Source organism: Pigmentiphaga litoralis (assembly GCF_014651835.1).
Taxonomy (GTDB): domain Bacteria; phylum Pseudomonadota; class Gammaproteobacteria; order Burkholderiales; family Burkholderiaceae_B; genus Pigmentiphaga; species Pigmentiphaga litoralis.
Genome location: NZ_BMXQ01000001.1, coordinates 3,616,335 through 3,633,029, shown reverse-complemented (window position 1 = coordinate 3,633,029; position 16,695 = coordinate 3,616,335). Strand labels below are relative to the sequence as shown.

Here is a 16,695-nt window from a genome sequence, read left to right as displayed (position 1 = left end):
TGCCCGGCTGCATTGCGGGCGATCAGATCGCCAGCTGGTTATAGGGGCGGCCCGGACGGTCGACGTAAAAAAGCCGGCCCCCGCGTGAGAGAGACGCGCGGGGCCGGCTGGCAGCGGAACGGAAAGGGCCGTTTATTCCGCCGTGATGTTGCGTTCCTTGATGACCTTGGCCCAGGTGGCCGTCTCGACACGGATCGCCTGGCTGAAATCGTTCAGGCGCAGTGGCGACACGCTCAGGGCCTGCGCCGTCAGCGTATCCAGGGTGGCGGGTTCGCTCATGATCGCGGTCACGTCACGTGCCAGTTGCGCCGCAATCGCCGGCGGCGTGGCCTTGGGGGCGAAGAGGCCATACCACGACGTCACTTCCACACCCTTGATGCCCGTCTCGCCCAGCGTGGGCAGGTCGGGCATGAGCGGGGTGCGGGTCGCGTCGGTCACGGCCAGGGCGCGCAGCTTGCCGGACTTGATGTGCGGCATCAGGGTCGGCAGGTTCGCGAAAATGACCTGGATCTGGCCGCCCAGCACGTCGTTCAGCGCCTGGGTCGTGCCCTTGTACGGCACGTGCAGGATGTCGGCGCCGCTGGCCTGCTTGAACAGTTCACCGGCCAGGTGCAGGCCGCTGCCCACGCCGGGCGATCCGTACGACACGGTGCCCTTGTTGGCCTTGCTGTAGGTGACCAGGTCGGCAATCGACTTGACCGGCACCGACGGGTTCACCGCGATCACGTTCGGGGCCTTGGCGATCATGCCGATCGGCAGGAAGTCCGCTTCGACGTTGTAGGGCAGGTCCTTGAGCAGCGTCGGGTTGATCGTCATGTTGCCGGCCGGCACGACCAGCAGCGTGTGACCATCGCCCGCCGCGCGCTTGACGATGTCGATGCCGATGTTGCCCGCGGCGCCCGGCTTGTTCTCCACCACGGCGCTCTGGCCGTATTTGGCCTGCAGACCGGTCGCGAAGATGCGCGCCAGCACGTCGATCGGACCGCCGGGCGGGAAGGGCGCCACGACACGGAAGGGCGCCGACTTGAGCGCGGTCACGGCGGCGGCGTCATCGCCCTGCTGGGCGTGGACGGTGGTGGTGGCCAGGGCCGCGACGACGGCGGCAACGAAAGTGCGACGGGTAAACATGGGAAACAGACTCCTGGCAGACAAAAAAAATCAGATGGCGACGGCGTGGGCCATGTTGCCGATGGCGCGCACGACGCTGTAGACCGTCAGGGCAGAGGTCTTGGGATTGGCGGCAAGCGGGCGGCCACGCATGGTCAGTTCGAAGCTGCCGAAGGCGCCGCTGGCCTGCACGTGATGCACGTTTTCCTTGCTGGTGGGATCGGCGATCAGGCGGACCTGGGTCTTGTCCAGGCCTACGCCAGCCAGCGACAGGGTCGCGGCCACGTTGGCGTTCTTGGGATACAGGCGGGCGGCTTCGCCGGCCGAGCCTTCAAAGATCACGGTGGGCTGGGTCAGCGCGTCCAGATCGAAAGCGCCGTCAGCCGGCGTGTCCTTCCAGGCATTGGCAGGCTTGCGGCCCGTGTAGACCACGGAATCCAGACCGCCGATCCGGGCTGCGGCCAGGGCGTCGATCCCGCCGATGGCGCCCGACAGCAATTGCACCTGCGTCTTGCCTTCCCGCGCGGCAACTTCGAGCTTCGCGGCAATGTCGGTGTCCGACAGCGCGCCGATCGACACCACGACGCAAGGAATGCCCTGCTGCAAGGCCGGAATGACGTGCTCGGCCAGCGCGCTATGACCGGCGCACTCCACCAGCAGATCCGGCCGCTCGCCGGCTTCGGCCAGACGGGTCACGACCTTGGCCTGGGGCGCCACGCGCGCCAGGGTGTCCTGCGCGGCGGCGCGGAACGCTTCGCCCACGATCACACACGAGACCGAGATCTCGGCGTCATTTTTCAGGATTTCGAGGACGCTGGTGCCGATGGCACCGCATCCGATCATCGCGACTTTCAACATGGTCAGGGCTCCTGGACAGCGACGGCTGTCCGCTACAAGGGGTAAGGCTAATTGGGGTGCGGCGAGTAATCCAGCAGCCGCGACAGGTCGTCGGCGGTGCCGCGCACTTTCTGGATCAGTTCGGTCAGGCGGCCCTGTTCGACGCGGGCCGACGGCAGCGCGGCGCCCATGGCGGCGATGATCTGGCCGCTGTGGTTGCGCACGGGTGCGCCGATACTGGTAATGCTGGGCTCGTAGAAGCCCGATCCCATCGCATAGCCTTGGCGGCGGTCCTGCTGCAGCAGGTCATGCAGCGCCGACACCGTGGTGGGCGTGCTGGGCGAAAACTGCTCCAGTTCGTCGGAGCGGTACAGGTCGCGCAGTTCGGCCAGCGTCAGGTCCCACAAGGCCACGCGGCCCAGCACGGTGGCATGGGCGGGCAGGCGGGTACCCAGACTGACCGCGCTGGGGAAGAGGGTGGGCGCCGACACCTTGGCCACGTACACAATCGACCGCGCGTCGCGCACCACCAGGTTGCACGAATAGCCGATGTCGTCGCGCAGCCGCTGCAGCAACGGCGTGCCCAGCTCGGTCAGTTCCAGCGAGGCAAGATATTCGAAGCCGAGGCTCAATACCGCCATGCCCAGGCGATAGCTGCGGCCGCCTTCGGCGCGTTCCACGAAGCCCAGGCTTTCCAGGGTCGTGAGCAGGCGGAAAATGGTGGAGCGGGGCAGGCCCAGCCGGCGCGCAAATTCCGGCGCCGACAGGGTCTTTTCCTGGCGGCTGAACTGGCACAGCAGGCGCAGGCCGCGTTCCAGTCCCGGAACGATATAGCGGTCGGCGTTGGCGGTGTCGTCGGTACTGTCGTCCGCGCCGTTGTCGCCCGGCAGGGATTCGACGTGCAGCGATTGTTCGGTCATGGCCGGGCCTGCAGGTCGGCAAACGCCTGGCCCAGGATCGCGGCAACCGCCTCGGGCCGCTCGATGTGGCAGGCGTGGCCCGACCGCGCAATGCCCGCGTACGGTGCGCCGAACTGGTCGGCAATGGCGCGGCAGCCGGCAGGCGGCGTCACGCTGTCTTCGTCACCGGAATGCACCTGCACCGGCAGGCCGGCGGGCAGGTCGGTGTAGCGGCCGATGTCGTCGCCGCACAGCAGCTCGACGGCCTGGCGGTAGCCGGCCAGGTTCAGCCGTTCCATGTTCCAGCGCACCCAGGCCAGCGCCTCGGGTTCCTGCGCTGGCGAAAGCATCTTGTTGGCGCGTTTGAGCGCCATCTGTTCGATGCCAAGCTCATCCAGCGCGCGCAGCCTTTCGCTGCGCACCACCGGCTGGCGCTCGGCCATGGCCGGATTGCCATAGCCCCACGCGGGGCTCAGCAACACCAGGCTTTTTACGATGTCCTTGCCCAGGCCGTGGGCGTAACAACTGGCCATGATGGCGCCAAGGGAATGGCCCGCCAGAATGCAGCGGTCCACCTTCAGCGCCTGCAGCAGCGCGTGCACCTGCGCCGCGTAGTCCGCGGCGACAGGGGCGGCGGGCGACAGCGGTGTCGATGCCCCATACCCCGGCGCGTCCCACGCAATCACGCGGGTCGTGTCCGACAGCCCCACCGCGGCGCGCAGCCACGAGCCGGCGCCCGAACCGATGCCGTGTAGCAGAACGATCGCCGTGCCGTCCGCGCTCAATGTTCCCGCCTCTCTATAACAGAGCGTGCCGCCGGCGGTGACCACGGAACGTTCCGGAAAGCGGTTGTCGAGCAGATCCAGGGTCTCGCGCGAGGGCAGGCCTGGCGCGGGGGGACTACCGGCAGGTCCCGGCTTCTGGGCGTCATTCTGGGCGGCGTTCGACACAGCGTATTCCTGATGAGGTTTCGCGCGGGATGGACAGCTGCCAGCAACTTGCGGATGGCAAGTGACTGGCGGCACGCAACGGGCAGTGGATTACTTGCCCAGGTTGCGCTTGATGGCCGCGAGCGGGTGCTCGGGCGGATACGTCGGGGTGACCGGCTTCTTGGCGCCGAGCATCACGCACATCAGGGCATCTTCGTCGCCAATGTTGATTTCTTCGCGATACACGCCTGGCGGCACGGACACGAGGTCACGGTCGGTCAGGATGGTTTCGAAGCGCTCGCCGTCCTTTTCCAGCACGACCTTCAGCTTGCCGCGGATCACGAAAAAGATTTCTTCGACGTCGGTATGGATATGCGAAGGGCCTTCATGGCCGGCCGGGATCACCATGGTCGAGAACGTGAAATGTTCCGACGGCACGGTGTTGGCGTCGGCGGCCACGCCGGTGCCGCCCGTGCCCACGTAGCGCATTTGCGCCCGGCGGTACTTGGGATCGAAGTCGGCCTGGAACTTGAGCGCGTCCCAGTCATATTTGCGCGTCGAGAACCGCGCAACGCGCGAGTTCATCCAGGATGCGAAATCCGTGCCTTCCGGCTGGGTCAGCGTGCTGGCGACCTGGCCTTGTTCCGACATGTCCGTCATGGTGTTCTCCAAGGGGTATGAGTACTGTGAGGCGCAGCGGCTAACCCGCGCCACGTGTTTTATATGTAAAACACGGATTTAATAGTGAAACAACAGTGCTGAATATACTGCCGTCCCCTGTCCAAGTCACTAGGGTAAACACTTAAAAAGCGTTCCCAGGTACAATGGTCAGAACGGCATGCGGCTCCAATCCGCATACGAGCTTCCAGTTTCGCCACGGCTGTGGTCACCCCGGCGGTCATCTTTCCCCGCGGTTCACCCACACGGTCGGCGCCTCCACTGGCTCACCTCCCTATTCCCCTTCCGGCTGCCTTGATTGGAGTCGCTTGCCTCGTCAAGCGACCGGCTGTCGCTGGAGTTGCTTTGAACACAACAGACATCATGTTTGCCGATCTCGGATTGGCCGACTCGCTGCTGCGCGCGATTACCGAAGCGGGCTATACCAGCCCGACCCCGATCCAGGCCCAGGCCATCCCCCAGGTGCTGCAAGGCGGCGACCTGCTCGCGGCCGCGCAGACCGGTACCGGCAAGACGGCCGGCTTCACGCTGCCCATCCTGCACCTGCTGTCCACCCGCAAGCCCGCCAACGTCAAGCCGGGCCGTCCGCGCTGCCTGATCCTGACGCCCACGCGTGAACTCACCGCGCAGGTCGAAGAGTCGGTCAAGACCTACGGCAAGTACCTGCCCCTGACCTCGATGGTCATGTTCGGCGGCGTCAACATCAATCCGCAGATCTCGGCGCTGCGCAAGCCGCTCGACATCCTGGTGGCCACGCCCGGCCGCCTGCTCGATCACGTCGGCCAGCGCACGCTGGACCTGTCGGGCGTCGAAATCCTGGTGCTGGACGAAGCCGACCGCATGCTCGACATGGGCTTCATCCGCGACATCCGCAAGATCCTGCAGCACCTGCCCAAGCAGCGTCAGACGCTGCTGTTCTCGGCCACGTTCTCGGACGAGATCCGCACCCTGGCCAAGGGTGTGTTGCACAACGCTGGCGAAGTGTCGGTCGCTCGCCGCAACACCACGACCGAACTGGTCGAACAAAGCGTGTTGATGGTGCCGAAGGAACAGAAGCGCGACCTGCTCAGCCACCTGATCCGCACCCACAAGTGGGAACAGGTGCTGGTGTTCACGCGCACCAAGCACGGCGCCAACCGCCTGGCCGAAAAGCTGGCGAAAGACGGCATTACCGCCGCCGCCATCCACGGCAACAAGAGCCAGTCGGCGCGCACCAAGGCGCTGGCCGGCTTCAAGGAAGGCAATGTCACGGTGCTGGTCGCGACCGACATCGCTGCGCGTGGCCTGGACATCGACCAGCTGCCGCAGGTGGTCAACTTCGAACTGCCCAACGTGCCGGAAGACTACGTGCACCGCATCGGCCGTACCGGCCGCGCCGGTTCGTCGGGCGCTGCCGTGTCGCTGGTGGATAACGGTGAAGAAGGCAAGTTCCTGGCCGACATCGAACGCCTGATCAAGCGCAAGATCGACCGCATGGACCTTCCCGAATTCGTGGTCGGCGCCCCCGACAACGACGAGCGTCCCCCGCGTCCGCAAGGCCAGCGTCATGGCCGTCCATCGGGTGGTTCGTCGCGCAGCGGCGCGCCAGGCGGTCGTTCGGGTGCACCGGGCGGCTCGCGCTCGGGCGCACCCAGCGGCGCGCCGCGCAACGCGTCGGGCGCTGCTCCACGCGGCGGCAATGGCGTTGCGCCCTCGCGCAGCCCGTCGGCCCAGCCGGCCCGTGCGCCGCAAGGCCAGGCGCCGCGCAATGCCAACGGCAACGCCGCGGCCGCACGCCGCCCGGCGCTGTTCAGCAAGACGCCCTCGCGGTAATGCGCAAGGGGTGACGGCATCGTGGTAGCGGTGGTCGTCAGGGTGTAGAAAAACAGGCCGCGATTGCGGCCTGTTTGTATTTGGGCGGGTGTCTTGGCCGCGGTCCGTCTGCAATCGGCTATCGTGCTGCGGATCGATCCCCGATGCGCATACCAGGACCGCCCATGCCCCGCTTTGCCGCCAACCTGTCCATGATGTATGCCGAGCACGCCTTTCCCGACCGTTTCGCCGCGGCGGCGCACGACGGATTCGAGGCGGTCGAATTCATGTTCCCCTATGACTGGCCACAGGCCGCGCTGGCCTTGCGCCTGCAGGATGCCAGCCTGACGAACGTGTTGATGAACGCGCCGCCGGGCGATTGGGTCGCGGGTGAACGCGGCCTGGCCGCCTTGCCCGGCCGGCAGGACGACTTTCGCGGCAGCATCGATGCGGCCCTGACCTATGCCGAAGCGTTCGCTTGCCCGCGTATCCATGTGATGGCGGGCGTCGCCCCGGCCGGCATCGACCGGTCCCTGTGTCTCGACACCTATCGAGAAAACCTGGCGTGGGCTGCCGACCAGGCGCGCACGGCGGGCCGCACGCTGCTGATCGAACCGATCAACACCCGCGACATGCCCGGCTACCTGCTCAATCGCCAGGCCGAAGCCCACGGCATTGTGTCCGATATCGATTCCCCCCACCTGCGCGTGCAGATGGACCTGTACCACTGCCAGATCATGGAAGGCGACCTGACCACGCGCCTGCGCGCCCTGCTGCCGACCGGCCGCGTGGGACACCTGCAGATCGCAGGCGTGCCCGACCGGCATGAACCGGATCAGGGCGAAGTCAATTACGCGCACCTGTTCGAGGTGATCGACACCCTGTCGGCCGAGTGCGGATGGGACGGCTGGATCGGCGCCGAATACCGGCCGCGGTATGGAGCGGAAACCGGGGGGACGACGCGGGGGTTGGGGTGGGTGCGGCCCTGGCTGAAACGAACGGGTTGATGTCGAACGCTGTTGCCGACGCCTGCCGATTGATCCTGCGTGTATCGGCGGCCAGGGCGGTGCCGGCCGCATCGGCATTACACCGGCGTGATCGCCGACTTCGAATACCAGCCGCTCATCTTGCTGCCGTCCCACACAAAGGCCACGTGCTGCGACTGGCGGCAGTTCGCCAGGGCCTTGGGCCGGAACACGGCGACGCACTGGCCTTCGGGCCGCCGCACGCTGTCGTACACGATGCCCCAGCTGTTGTCGGTGCGCAGCGTACGCGCAAAACGCTGAGCCACCGAATAATTCACGGGGTCGTACAGGCCGGGCAATTCCGCCTGCTTGCCCCGCACGTCGTGCAGGGACGCCGACAGGTTCGCCAGGTAATGGCGCATGTCGATTTCCATGGCCGGTTCGCTGGTCGCGGCCAGGAAGCGGGCGCGGTGGTACATGGTTTCGGCAATCGCGGTTTCGAGCGACTCGCCGGCGTAATACACGCCCCACGAACCATCGGTAAAGCGGCTTCCCGCCGGATTCAGATGGGTGAACGCCGCCATGATCGGTGTGGTGCCTTCACCGCTCACCCGGTCGGCCGCCGGCACCAGTTGCAGCGCGCCCACTTCGTCCCGCACCCGGGGATTGGTCAGGTTTTCGATCGCAAAAATAATGTCCAGGTCGGCCGGGTCGGCCACGCGGTCGTACAGGCTGGTGGGCGGAAAACGGCTGGGGACCAGTCGATGGCAGGTCCACCGGATACGGGTGGTCTTGACGGTCATGTCCAGCCCCCGCGTTGCGCGTCCAGATAGGCGCGGACCACATACAGATCACTTGTCATGCCACTGAGCAGCCGGTCCAGCGCCGGGCTGCCGCTGAACAGCGGCGCGGTGTTCGGCCGGCGCAGCCACGCGTCGGCACGTTCAGGTTCAGGCAGCAGCACCTGCAGCGCCTTGTAGATCCCGAAAATCAAGGACAGGCGTTCCAGGGTGTCGCGCGGCAGGGGCGCCGGCGGGCCGTCTTTTTTCCACCGGTACAGCGTCGAGCGCGGCACGCCCAGCAGGGTCGCGGACGCGTCCGGATCCAGCTGCCAGGCGTCGGCAATACGCAGGAAGGTACGCAGCGCCGCGGCCGAAGCGGGCAGGGTGTCAAGAGCGGCGGGCTTGGGGGCGATGGCAGGCATGGCGATCACTAAAGGTGAGCCGGGGATCAATCGGCCGATTCATGAACGCCCTCAGCATATTCTTATTCGAGACAAAAATCAAATATCAGTCTCACTTGAGAATAATGGTGTGGTGGCCGCCACAGTGCCCGCTCCCGTGGGAAGGCCACCTCCCCGGTCCGTTCGGACGAGGCGAGCGTGGGCAGGGTAAAATGGATACCAAATGAGCCTCTCCAATGAAGTCGCCCGGCGACGCACCTTCGCCATCATTTCCCACCCCGACGCGGGCAAGACCACGCTGACCGAAAAGCTGTTGCTGTTCGCCGGCGCGATCCAGATCGCCGGTAGCGTCAAGGCGCGCAAGGCATCACGCCACGCGTCGTCCGACTGGATGGAAATCGAAAAACAACGCGGCATCTCGGTCGCGTCGTCCGTCATGCAGGTCGAATATCGCGACACCGTGATCAACCTGCTCGACACCCCGGGTCACCAGGACTTTTCCGAAGACACCTATCGGGTGCTGACGGCCGTCGACGCGGCGCTGATGGTGATCGACGCCGCCAACGGTATCGAACCGCAAACGATCCGCCTGCTGCAGGTCTGCCGCGCGCGCAACACGCCCATCATCACCTTCGTGAACAAGATGGACCGCGAAGTGCGCGAGCCACTGGACCTGCTGGCCGAAATCGAATCGCACATCGGCATGGATGCCGTGCCGTTCTCGTGGCCGGTCGGCATGGGCAAGTCCTTCGGCGGCGTGTTCGACATCCGCCGTGACCGCATGCGGGTGTTTCGCCCCGGTAGCGACCGTATTGCGCAAAAAGACGAAGACGTCATCGACGGCATCGACAATCCGGAAATCGCGCAGCGTTTCAACTCGGCGTGGTCGCAGGCCAAAGACGAAATCGAATTGATCTCGTCGGCCTCCCAGCCGTTCGACAAGGCCGCGTTTCTTGACGCACGCCAGACGCCGGTGTTTTTCGGATCGGCCATCAACAACTTCGGCGTGCACGAAATTTTGGACGCGCTGGTCGATCTGGCGCCTTCTCCGGGTCCGCGTCATGCGCTCGAACGCGAAGTCATTCCCGATGAAGCCAAGTTCAGCGGCGTTGTGTTCAAGGTGCAGGCCAATATGGACCCGGCCCACCGCGACCGCGTCGCCTTCGTGCGCGTGTGTTCCGGACGCTTCGAGCGCGGCATGCGCCTGAAGGTCAGCCGCACCGGCAAGGAAACCCGCCCGAATAACGTGGTGTCATTCCTGTCGCAGCGGCGCGAACTGCTCGAAGAGGCCTTTGCGGGCGATATCATCGGCATTCCTAACCACGGCGTCCTCCATTTGGGCGATGTCCTGACCGAAGGCGAGACCCTGACCTTCACTGGTCTGCCCTTCTTCGCGCCGGAGTTGTTTCAGGCCGTAGAAGTCGCGGACCCCCTGCGGACCAAACAATTGCGCATCGGTTTGACGCAGTTGGGCGAAGAAGGCGCAATCCAGGTGTTCAAACCTGTTGCCGGCGGCGCGTTGTTGTTGGGCGCTGTCGGGCAGTTGCAATTTGAAGTGGTCGCGCATCGCTTGAAAAGCGAATATGGCGTGGCTGCACGGATGATGTCGACCCGATATTCGCTGGCGCGGTGGATCACGGCGGATGACCCCAAGGATTTGAAGAAATTCATGGATGCCAACGCCCAGAACATCGCTTATGACGTGGTCGATGCGCCCGCATTCCTGTCGGGATCGTCGGCACAATTGCGGGTGGCGCAAGAGCTCTATCCCAAGGTGCAGTTCCATGCGCTGCGCGAACACGGCGGCCAGGTATTCAAGACCCGGGTGGGCGATTCCGCGTTCGCCTGAGAGGCCGATTAGAAGGATGGCGTGACGACGGCAGGCTTGCCCGTCGCCCGCCATCGAAAGAGGTGAACGACATGCAACGCAAGCACATCTACATGGCGCTCGGCGGTCTGGGCGCAGTGGTGCTGGCCGGTTTCCTTCTGGGACTATGGTTGTCGTGGCACGCACCGGCCGACATCGTCACCGCTGCGGGCGCGCCGATTCCCGAAAACCGGCCCGGCTCCGCCGAAGCCCCGATCGCACAGATCGACGCCAGCCGGTTTGTTCCCGAGCCGCCGCAGCCCCGTCTGGACGGCACCCGCGGCGTTCCTCGCCGCCCCGTGCAGCCGGCCGCGCCGATTCCGATGGTGTCCGCCCTGAGCACGCCGCCGCGCGACACGGTGCTGTCGACCCAGGCGCCCGACCTGACCAGGCTGCAGCAGCAATACGACGAAGACAAGACCAGCGTGGCGCCGCCGGTCGTGGTGCAGTCCATCCCTCAGGCCCCCATGGCACCGATCGCCACCGTCGACGCCACCGACATGTCGCCCCCCGTCGCCCAGGGCCCGGTGACGCCGCCAACCCCCATGCCCGCGTCAGCTGCGGCAGCGTCGTCGTCAGGTTCGGGATCCGAAGGCTGGATCGTGGCGCTGCGCAGCGATCTTCAACGCTGTTCGGAACAGGGTTTCGTCAGCCGCGCGATCTGTGTCGAGCAGGCCAAGTGGCGGCATTGCGGCCCCAACGATGGCTGGGGCAAGATTGGCGAGTGCCCGCGCACGGGCAACAACTAAGGCGTTCCTGAACGAAAAAAAGGCCGCGTGCACCTTGTGCATCGCGGCCTTGTTTTTTCTGGCGACTGCGCGTGACTGCTGCCGCCGACGTAACAGGGATCAGTCGCCCTGTTCGTCCATCTGCGATTGCAGGTAGTTCTGGATGCCGACCTGGTCGATCAGGCCGATCTGCGTTTCCAGATAGTCGATATGCTCTTCCGTGTCGTCCAGGATCTTCTGGAACAGGTCGCGCGAGACATAGTCACGGACGCTTTCACAGTAAGCCATCGCTTCCTTGACGGTGGCCTGCGACAGCGTTTCCAGCTGCAGGTCGCAGTCCAGGATTTCCGGCACGTTTTCGCCGATCAACAGTTTGTGCAGATCCTGCAGGTTGGGCAGGCCATCCAGCATGAAAATACGCTTGATCAGCAGGTCGGCGTGCTTCATTTCGCCGATCGACTCGTCGTATTCGTGCTTGCCCAGGCGGCCGAAACCCCAGTGGTTCAACATGCGGGCATGCAGGAAGTACTGGTTGATCGCCGTCAGCTCGTTGGTGAGCTGCTTGTTCAGATGTTGGATAACGGTCTTGTCGCCTTTCATGATGCACCCCGCAGTATTCGTGAAGAACGAGAGGTTAGCACCGAAGACGCAAAAACCCGGCGACCGTACGTCACCGGGTGATTCGCACCGCGACTAACAAGCGAAATGGATATGAGACGAGGTCTCAACTACCCTGGCAGAACTGCGAGGGCAGGGACGGCTACGTTCAGGCCGCCTTGGCAATGCGGTGCACCGGGAACCGGCGCGTGGTGACGCTGGACCGCGTCGGGGCAGCAGCAACCGGCGCCACGTCGGGAGCTGGCCGATTTGCGACGACCATGTCGGCTTCAAACGCGGCATTGCATGCGCCCGCGCCAGCCGGCAGGTACTGCCGCGCCGTGTCGGCACAGCAACCGCAACACGTGGCCACGCCCAGATCGAACTGCAGATCGGACAGGGTATTCGCGCCGGCAGCTACGCTGTCGCGGACTTGACGTTCTGTAATGGCATTGCAGACACAGACGTACATAGGGCGTTACCGTTGCGGGGCTGGCAGGACCAGCCGCGTTATCGATGTGAATGAGAGTAATTATTAATAAGTTTTCGAGTGAATGCAAGTGGCCTTACATCGTAGATGCAACGGTGGACGCGGGCGGGACCCGCGTAGATGCTCGCGTTCCCGAGGGTGACGGCTCACTTTTCTAGGGGAAATCGCCTAGCGGGCGGCCACCGGCAGGGCGTTGCGCCAGCCCCACCCGGTGCCTTGAACCGGTTCGGGGCACCAGGGAGGGCGGCGTGGCAGCAGCCTTCACCTTATCTTGCGGACCCGCGTGGCTCAATACGGGCTGGCAGTCGGACGAACGATGATCTCGCTCACGTCCACGTCGGCCGGCTGGTTGATCGCGTATTCCATGGCGCGCGCAATGGCGTCGGCAGGAATGGCGATGCGGCGGAACGTGCGCATTTCTTCGCGGCCGCCTTCGTCCGAAATGCTTTCGGCCAATTCGGATTCCGTCACCCCGGGAGAAATGACAGTGACGCGCAGGTCGGCGCCGGCTTCCTGGCGCAGTCCTTCCGACAGCGCGGCCACCGCGAACTTGGTCGCGCAGTACACCGCCGCGGTCGGGCTGACCGTGTGGCCGCCGATCGACGACACATTGATCACGTGGCCGCTGCGCTGCGCCTGCATGATGGGCAAGACGGCTGCAATACCATGCAGCACGCCGCGGATGTTGACGTCGATCATGCGATTCCATTCATCGATCTTGAGTGCGTCGAGGCGGGACAGCGGCATCACGCCTGCATTGTTGACGATCACATCGATCCGGCCAAAGCGGCGCTGGGCCTCGGTAGCAAAGGCCTGGACGCTATCGAGCTGCGTCACGTCCAGCGCCTGAATGTGCACCGATACGCCGGTGGCACGCAGTTCTTCGGCCAGTGCGTTCAGGCGGTCGACGCGGCGGGCGCCCAGCACCAGCGTGTGGCCGGCTTGCGCCAGGCGGCGTGCGGTCGCTTCGCCAATTCCGCTGCTGGCGCCGGTGATCAGGACAACCTTGCGATCGGGTGCCATAGCGGTCTGGACAGGGGTGGTGGTGGCGGTCGAGGTCATGGTTCGGTTCCTTGGTTAGATGCATACAGCCAGGCATACAGCCGGTGCAGGAGGAGAACGGCACCCCGCCGTTCACCCAGGCCTCCATGCTAGGTTCGCCACGCCCCTGTGCGAATGGCCAGGGCTATGCGAGTCTTGCCTATTGCTATTCGACACACGGGCCGTATGGCGATTTGGCGCGGATTCATGGCACATTTCCATTTCGGCGGCATTGCAGCATGGCGGCTTGGCAGCACGTACCGCGCACCTGTCCGGCGATGTCACGCAGCAACGATCGTCCCGTGCCGCTCCACCACACTCCCTACCCCCTGGCAGATGCACCATGACCTCTTCGTCCGACGTCCGGAAGCCCGTGGCCCCGAACCCGCCTGAGCGCGAAGCCAGGCCGGTGTCCGGCAGCGTGCCCGACCCCGAGCCTGCATCCTCGCCGTCGCTGCCGCATACCCGTCAGCAACGCATGATCGACCTGCTGAAAGAACTCGCGCCGTCCGAGGGCTACACGCAGTCGCCGCTGGACAGCGTGCGCTACATGCGCGCCAACGGGCCGCTGGGGCGCACGCCCGTGCTGTACGAACCCAGCATCGTCATCGTCTGCCAGGGCCGCAAACGCGGCTTTTTCGGGGACCAGGTGTACGTGTATGACGCGCAGCATTACCTGGTGCTGTCCGTGCCCCTGCCGTTTTCGACCGAGACCGAAGCGACAGTGGACGAGCCCATGCTGGGCATCGCGCTGCGCATCGACCTGGCCATGTTGTCCGACCTGTTGCTGACGCTGGAACATGCGGACGTGGCGATTGCCGAGGCGCCCCGCGGCATGGTCGCGACGCGGCTTGACGACAGGCTGGCGGCCGCGGCGCTGCGCCTCCTCGAAGCCCTGCACTCTCCCGTCGAAACGCGGGTGCTCGGTCCCGCCATTGTCAGAGAAGTCGCCTACCTGGTACTGATGGGCGAGCAGGGCGGGGCGCTGCGTGCCGCGCTCACGAGCCAGGGCCAGTTCGGCAAGGTCGCGAAGGCACTACGCCGCATCCATGCGGACTACGCGTCGTCGCTCGATGTCGGGCAGCTGGCGCGCGAGGCCGGCATGAGCGGACCGGCGTTTCACGCGCACTTCAAGGCCGTCACGCATACGTCGCCCATTCAGTACCTGAAGTCGACGCGGTTGCATCAGGCGCGGCTGCTCATGATTCGGCAAGGACTGACAGCCGCCGCGGCCTCGGCGCGCGTCGGCTACGAAAGCCCGTCGCAGTTCAGCCGGGAATTCAAACGATTCTTCGGCCGCAGTCCGGTGGAAGAAGCCGGGTATATGAAAACGCTGTTTGCATTGACCCCGGCAAGGTCCGAAGGAAGGTATGTGACGGCGCATTGACATTACGTTTGGACAGACCCCGGCAGCGCCCTTTGCGGCACAATCTCTCCCACTTCATGAGGTGCCAAACAGCGTGCTGGATTTTCTTCTCGACCGGGCCCGGGTGCCGGTCCCACCGACTTCCCTGGAATTGCGCATTGCCGGCCGCGCCTGCGGCTGGGTCGCGGCCGACGTCCCTGCATTGCTGACCGATCTGTCCGCCGACTTTACGCTGGACCCCACCACGCTGCACTTCCTGCCGTCGCAGGCCCAACTGGTGCAAGCCCTGGGCTGGCCCACCGCGACCGTCAGTGCACTGATGGAACGCGTGGCCAAGGCCCTGTATGCGGCGGGCCGCCTGAACGGCTGGCGCAACGAATTGCTCGATGTGGTCGATGACAAAGGGCAGGTGTGCGGCGTCATCGAACGCGCCGCCGTGCGCCCCCTGGGCATTGCCACGCACGCCGTGCATCTGGATGCGTGGACGCCCGAGGGCGAGCTGTGGATTGCCCAGCGCGCCTTGACCAAGAACACCGACCCGGGCATGTGGGACACCTTGGTCGGCGGGCTCATCAGCGCGGGGGAAACGCCCGAATTTGCGCTGGAGCGCGAGAGTTGGGAAGAGGCCGGCCTGCCCGCATCGGCATTGGCCACAGGCCATCGCGTGGGCCAGTTCCGGGTCGAGCGCGTCTTGCCCGAGGGCTATCAGGTCGAGATCGTGACCGTCGTGGATTGTGTGCTCGACAGCAGCATCCAGCCAGACAACCAGGATGGCGAAGTCGTGGCCATCCGGGCCGCGTCCGTGCAGGAAGTGCTGAGCATGCTGGCCGACAGCGCCTTTACGCTGGAGGCGTCCCTGTCATTGTTGTTGAGCCTGGACGCGCGCGGGATCGAGACAGGCGTTGGTCGGGATGCGCTGAGGCGGCTGGCGCTGCCGCGTTGACCGGGTGACGACTTCGACGCGTTTTACTGCTGCGCCTGCTGCTGCGCCTGGCGCGTCCGATGTTCGAACCACACGGCCAGCGCACGTTGCGCGGTTTTCGGCAACGTCTCCAGGTCGATCTCGCGCTGATGCGCCATGATCATTAGCGCGTACGGGGTCGCCAGCGCGTTGGCTTCGGCGCATAGCCGCTGCTCTTCACCGGTCGATGGATGGCGCTGCCGCCAGAAGTTGATGGCTTGCTCGATGTCGTTCAAGGTCATGTGCATGTTCCTATTCTGGCCCATCCACGCGGCACCCGCGCAACAGCCCGTCACATTTGGACATGCTCGAAACACAAACCTGCCGAGCTTGTGCGTGCCGGAAACAGCCTTGGAACAGGCTTGGATGTACCTTACGTGAATCTTACGTGCGGAGCATCATCATGTCCCCATTCAAACGCCTTGGCGCCCCATTCCCCGTCCTGAAGCGCGAACGCGGCGCAGTGTCCCTGCACCCGCTGATCGCCGCTGCAGCGGTCTGCCTCATCATCATGTCGGGCGTGGCCGTTGCCGTCATGACGGGCGTGCTGCCTTCGCCCATGGCCAAGTCCGGTCCGGAAACGCAGCTCAGCGCCGATGCGCGCGAACGCGAAGCCGATACCGTGGCCAGCCGCTTCGGCAAGAGTCCCACCACAACTGCCGCCGCGCCGGTGCGCAGCGCAGCACCGGTAGACCGTGCACCCATCGAGCGCGCACCTGTTGAACGTGCACCCGAGCCGGCCCCTCAACGGCTTGCTGCCGTGAACCGTTGCTCGGATTGCGGCGTCGTCACCAGCGTGCGCGCCGTCAAGGTTGAAGGCCAGGGCAGCGGCGTGGGTGCAGTGGGCGGTGGTGTGGTCGGCGGTCTGGTCGGTAACCAGTTCGGTGGCGGTAACGGCCGCACGGCACTGACGCTGCTGGGCGCCGCTGGTGGCGCATTGGCCGGTCACGAAGCTGAAAAGCACGTGCGCAGCACGACCAGCTATCAGATGACCGTTCGCATGGACAACGGCACGACGCGCACCTTCCGCAGCGCCTCGCCCTACAACTGGCGCGAAGGCGATGCCGTGCGGGTGAACAACGGCCGTGTCAGTGCGCGCAATGTCGAGTCCGGCATGCAGTCGGTGCGCGTGAACGACGCCGGATAAGGTCCGCGCCTTGCGTCTTCCCGAAAGGCAGACATCGGTCAGTGCCTGTTGCCGCGACGCCAGCTGACGCGGGGCGCCTTCGTCTGATCAATCCGTGCACTGACTTGAT

Annotated in this window: 18 protein-coding genes; 7 read left to right on the top strand and 11 right to left on the bottom strand. The window is 65.2% G+C overall.

Annotated features, from left to right (window positions below; all coding sequences use genetic code 11):
- Positions 1 to 132: 132 nt before the first annotated feature.
- From IE116_RS16595 to IE116_RS16575, 5 genes are all read right to left on the bottom strand, one after another.
- Positions 133 to 1,128 (bottom strand): Bug family tripartite tricarboxylate transporter substrate binding protein, encoded by a 996-nt coding sequence (locus tag IE116_RS16595; protein WP_189614043.1) that lies wholly within the window; start codon positions 1,126 to 1,128, stop codon positions 133 to 135.
- A gap of 30 nt (positions 1,129 to 1,158) precedes the next feature.
- Positions 1,159 to 1,965, bottom strand: coding sequence for an aspartate dehydrogenase (locus tag IE116_RS16590; protein ID WP_189614042.1), 807 nt, complete (start codon positions 1,963 to 1,965; stop codon positions 1,159 to 1,161).
- A gap of 47 nt (positions 1,966 to 2,012) precedes the next feature.
- Positions 2,013 to 2,864, bottom strand: coding sequence for an IclR family transcriptional regulator (locus IE116_RS16585; protein ID WP_189614041.1), 852 nt, complete (start codon positions 2,862 to 2,864; stop codon positions 2,013 to 2,015).
- Complete coding sequence (locus tag IE116_RS16580; protein WP_229828228.1) at positions 2,861 to 3,793, bottom strand: alpha/beta fold hydrolase; 933 nt, start codon at positions 3,791 to 3,793, stop codon at positions 2,861 to 2,863. Before IE116_RS16580 ends, IE116_RS16585 begins: the two co-directional genes overlap by 4 nt.
- A 90-nt stretch (positions 3,794 to 3,883) precedes the next feature.
- Positions 3,884 to 4,432, bottom strand: coding sequence for a cupin domain-containing protein (locus IE116_RS16575; protein ID WP_179582960.1), 549 nt, complete (start codon positions 4,430 to 4,432; stop codon positions 3,884 to 3,886).
- A gap of 381 nt (positions 4,433 to 4,813) precedes the next feature.
- Between IE116_RS16575 and IE116_RS16570 the strand changes: the two genes are divergently transcribed.
- Positions 4,814 to 6,262, top strand: a complete 1,449-nt coding sequence (locus IE116_RS16570) for a DEAD/DEAH box helicase (protein WP_189614709.1) — start codon at positions 4,814 to 4,816, stop codon at positions 6,260 to 6,262.
- 164 nt (positions 6,263 to 6,426) lie between these two features.
- A complete protein-coding gene (gene otnI, locus IE116_RS16565; protein ID WP_189614040.1) occupies positions 6,427 to 7,248 on the top strand; it encodes a 2-oxo-tetronate isomerase in 822 nt (273 codons plus the stop codon).
- Positions 7,249 to 7,325: 77 nt separating this feature from the next.
- On the opposite strand, the gene IE116_RS16560 is transcribed toward otnI, so the two are convergent.
- Both IE116_RS16560 and IE116_RS16555 read right to left on the bottom strand, forming a co-directional pair.
- The gene (locus IE116_RS16560; RefSeq protein ID WP_189614039.1) at positions 7,326 to 8,009 is read right to left on the bottom strand and encodes an RES family NAD+ phosphorylase; all 684 of its coding nucleotides are present in this window, start codon (positions 8,007 to 8,009) and stop codon (positions 7,326 to 7,328) included.
- Entirely contained in the window at positions 8,006 to 8,416 is a 411-nt protein-coding gene (locus IE116_RS16555; RefSeq protein WP_373303048.1) for an MbcA/ParS/Xre antitoxin family protein, read from the bottom strand. Before IE116_RS16555 ends, IE116_RS16560 begins: the two co-directional genes overlap by 4 nt.
- 196 nt (positions 8,417 to 8,612) lie before the next feature.
- Here IE116_RS16555 and IE116_RS16550 point away from each other — a divergent pair, with 196 nt between their 5' ends.
- Positions 8,613 to 10,238: a peptide chain release factor 3 gene (locus IE116_RS16550; RefSeq protein WP_189614038.1), complete on the top strand. Its 1,626-nt coding sequence runs from the start codon at positions 8,613 to 8,615 to the stop codon at positions 10,236 to 10,238.
- A gap of 71 nt (positions 10,239 to 10,309) precedes the next feature.
- Complete coding sequence (locus IE116_RS16545; protein WP_189614037.1) at positions 10,310 to 11,005, top strand: hypothetical protein; 696 nt, start codon at positions 10,310 to 10,312, stop codon at positions 11,003 to 11,005.
- Positions 11,006 to 11,104: 99 nt separating this feature from the next.
- On the opposite strand, the gene bfr is transcribed toward IE116_RS16545, so the two are convergent.
- The 3 genes from bfr to IE116_RS16530 all read right to left on the bottom strand — a co-directional run bounded on the left by bfr (position 11,105) and on the right by IE116_RS16530 (position 13,133).
- The gene (gene bfr, locus IE116_RS16540) at positions 11,105 to 11,584 is read right to left on the bottom strand and encodes a bacterioferritin (RefSeq protein ID WP_179582979.1); all 480 of its coding nucleotides are present in this window, start codon (positions 11,582 to 11,584) and stop codon (positions 11,105 to 11,107) included.
- Between the two features lie 166 nt (positions 11,585 to 11,750).
- On the bottom strand, positions 11,751 to 12,053 hold the full coding sequence (locus tag IE116_RS16535) for a (2Fe-2S)-binding protein (RefSeq protein WP_189614036.1): 303 nt from the start codon (positions 12,051 to 12,053) through the stop codon (positions 11,751 to 11,753).
- A 306-nt stretch (positions 12,054 to 12,359) separates the two neighbouring features.
- Positions 12,360 to 13,133 carry an SDR family oxidoreductase gene (locus IE116_RS16530; RefSeq protein WP_229828227.1) on the bottom strand — a complete coding sequence of 258 codons (774 nt, stop codon included), beginning with the start codon at positions 13,131 to 13,133 and terminating at the stop codon, positions 12,360 to 12,362.
- A 457-nt stretch (positions 13,134 to 13,590) separates the two neighbouring features.
- On the opposite strand from IE116_RS16530, the gene IE116_RS16525 reads away from it, so the two are divergent.
- The gene (locus tag IE116_RS16525) at positions 13,591 to 14,499 is read left to right on the top strand and encodes an AraC family transcriptional regulator (RefSeq protein ID WP_189614707.1); all 909 of its coding nucleotides are present in this window, start codon (positions 13,591 to 13,593) and stop codon (positions 14,497 to 14,499) included.
- Between the two features lie 73 nt (positions 14,500 to 14,572).
- Positions 14,573 to 15,421: an NUDIX hydrolase gene (locus IE116_RS16520; protein ID WP_229828226.1), complete on the top strand. Its 849-nt coding sequence runs from the start codon at positions 14,573 to 14,575 to the stop codon at positions 15,419 to 15,421.
- A gap of 23 nt (positions 15,422 to 15,444) precedes the next feature.
- Here IE116_RS16520 and IE116_RS16515 read toward each other — a convergent pair whose 3' ends face one another.
- Positions 15,445 to 15,681 carry a DUF3717 domain-containing protein gene (locus tag IE116_RS16515; RefSeq protein ID WP_373303016.1) on the bottom strand — a complete coding sequence of 79 codons (237 nt, stop codon included), beginning with the start codon at positions 15,679 to 15,681 and terminating at the stop codon, positions 15,445 to 15,447.
- A 161-nt stretch (positions 15,682 to 15,842) separates the two neighbouring features.
- Between IE116_RS16515 and IE116_RS16510 the strand changes: the two genes are divergently transcribed.
- Positions 15,843 to 16,586, top strand: a complete 744-nt coding sequence (locus IE116_RS16510; protein WP_189614033.1) for a glycine zipper 2TM domain-containing protein — start codon at positions 15,843 to 15,845, stop codon at positions 16,584 to 16,586.
- The last annotated feature ends 109 nt before the right edge of the window (positions 16,587 to 16,695 follow it).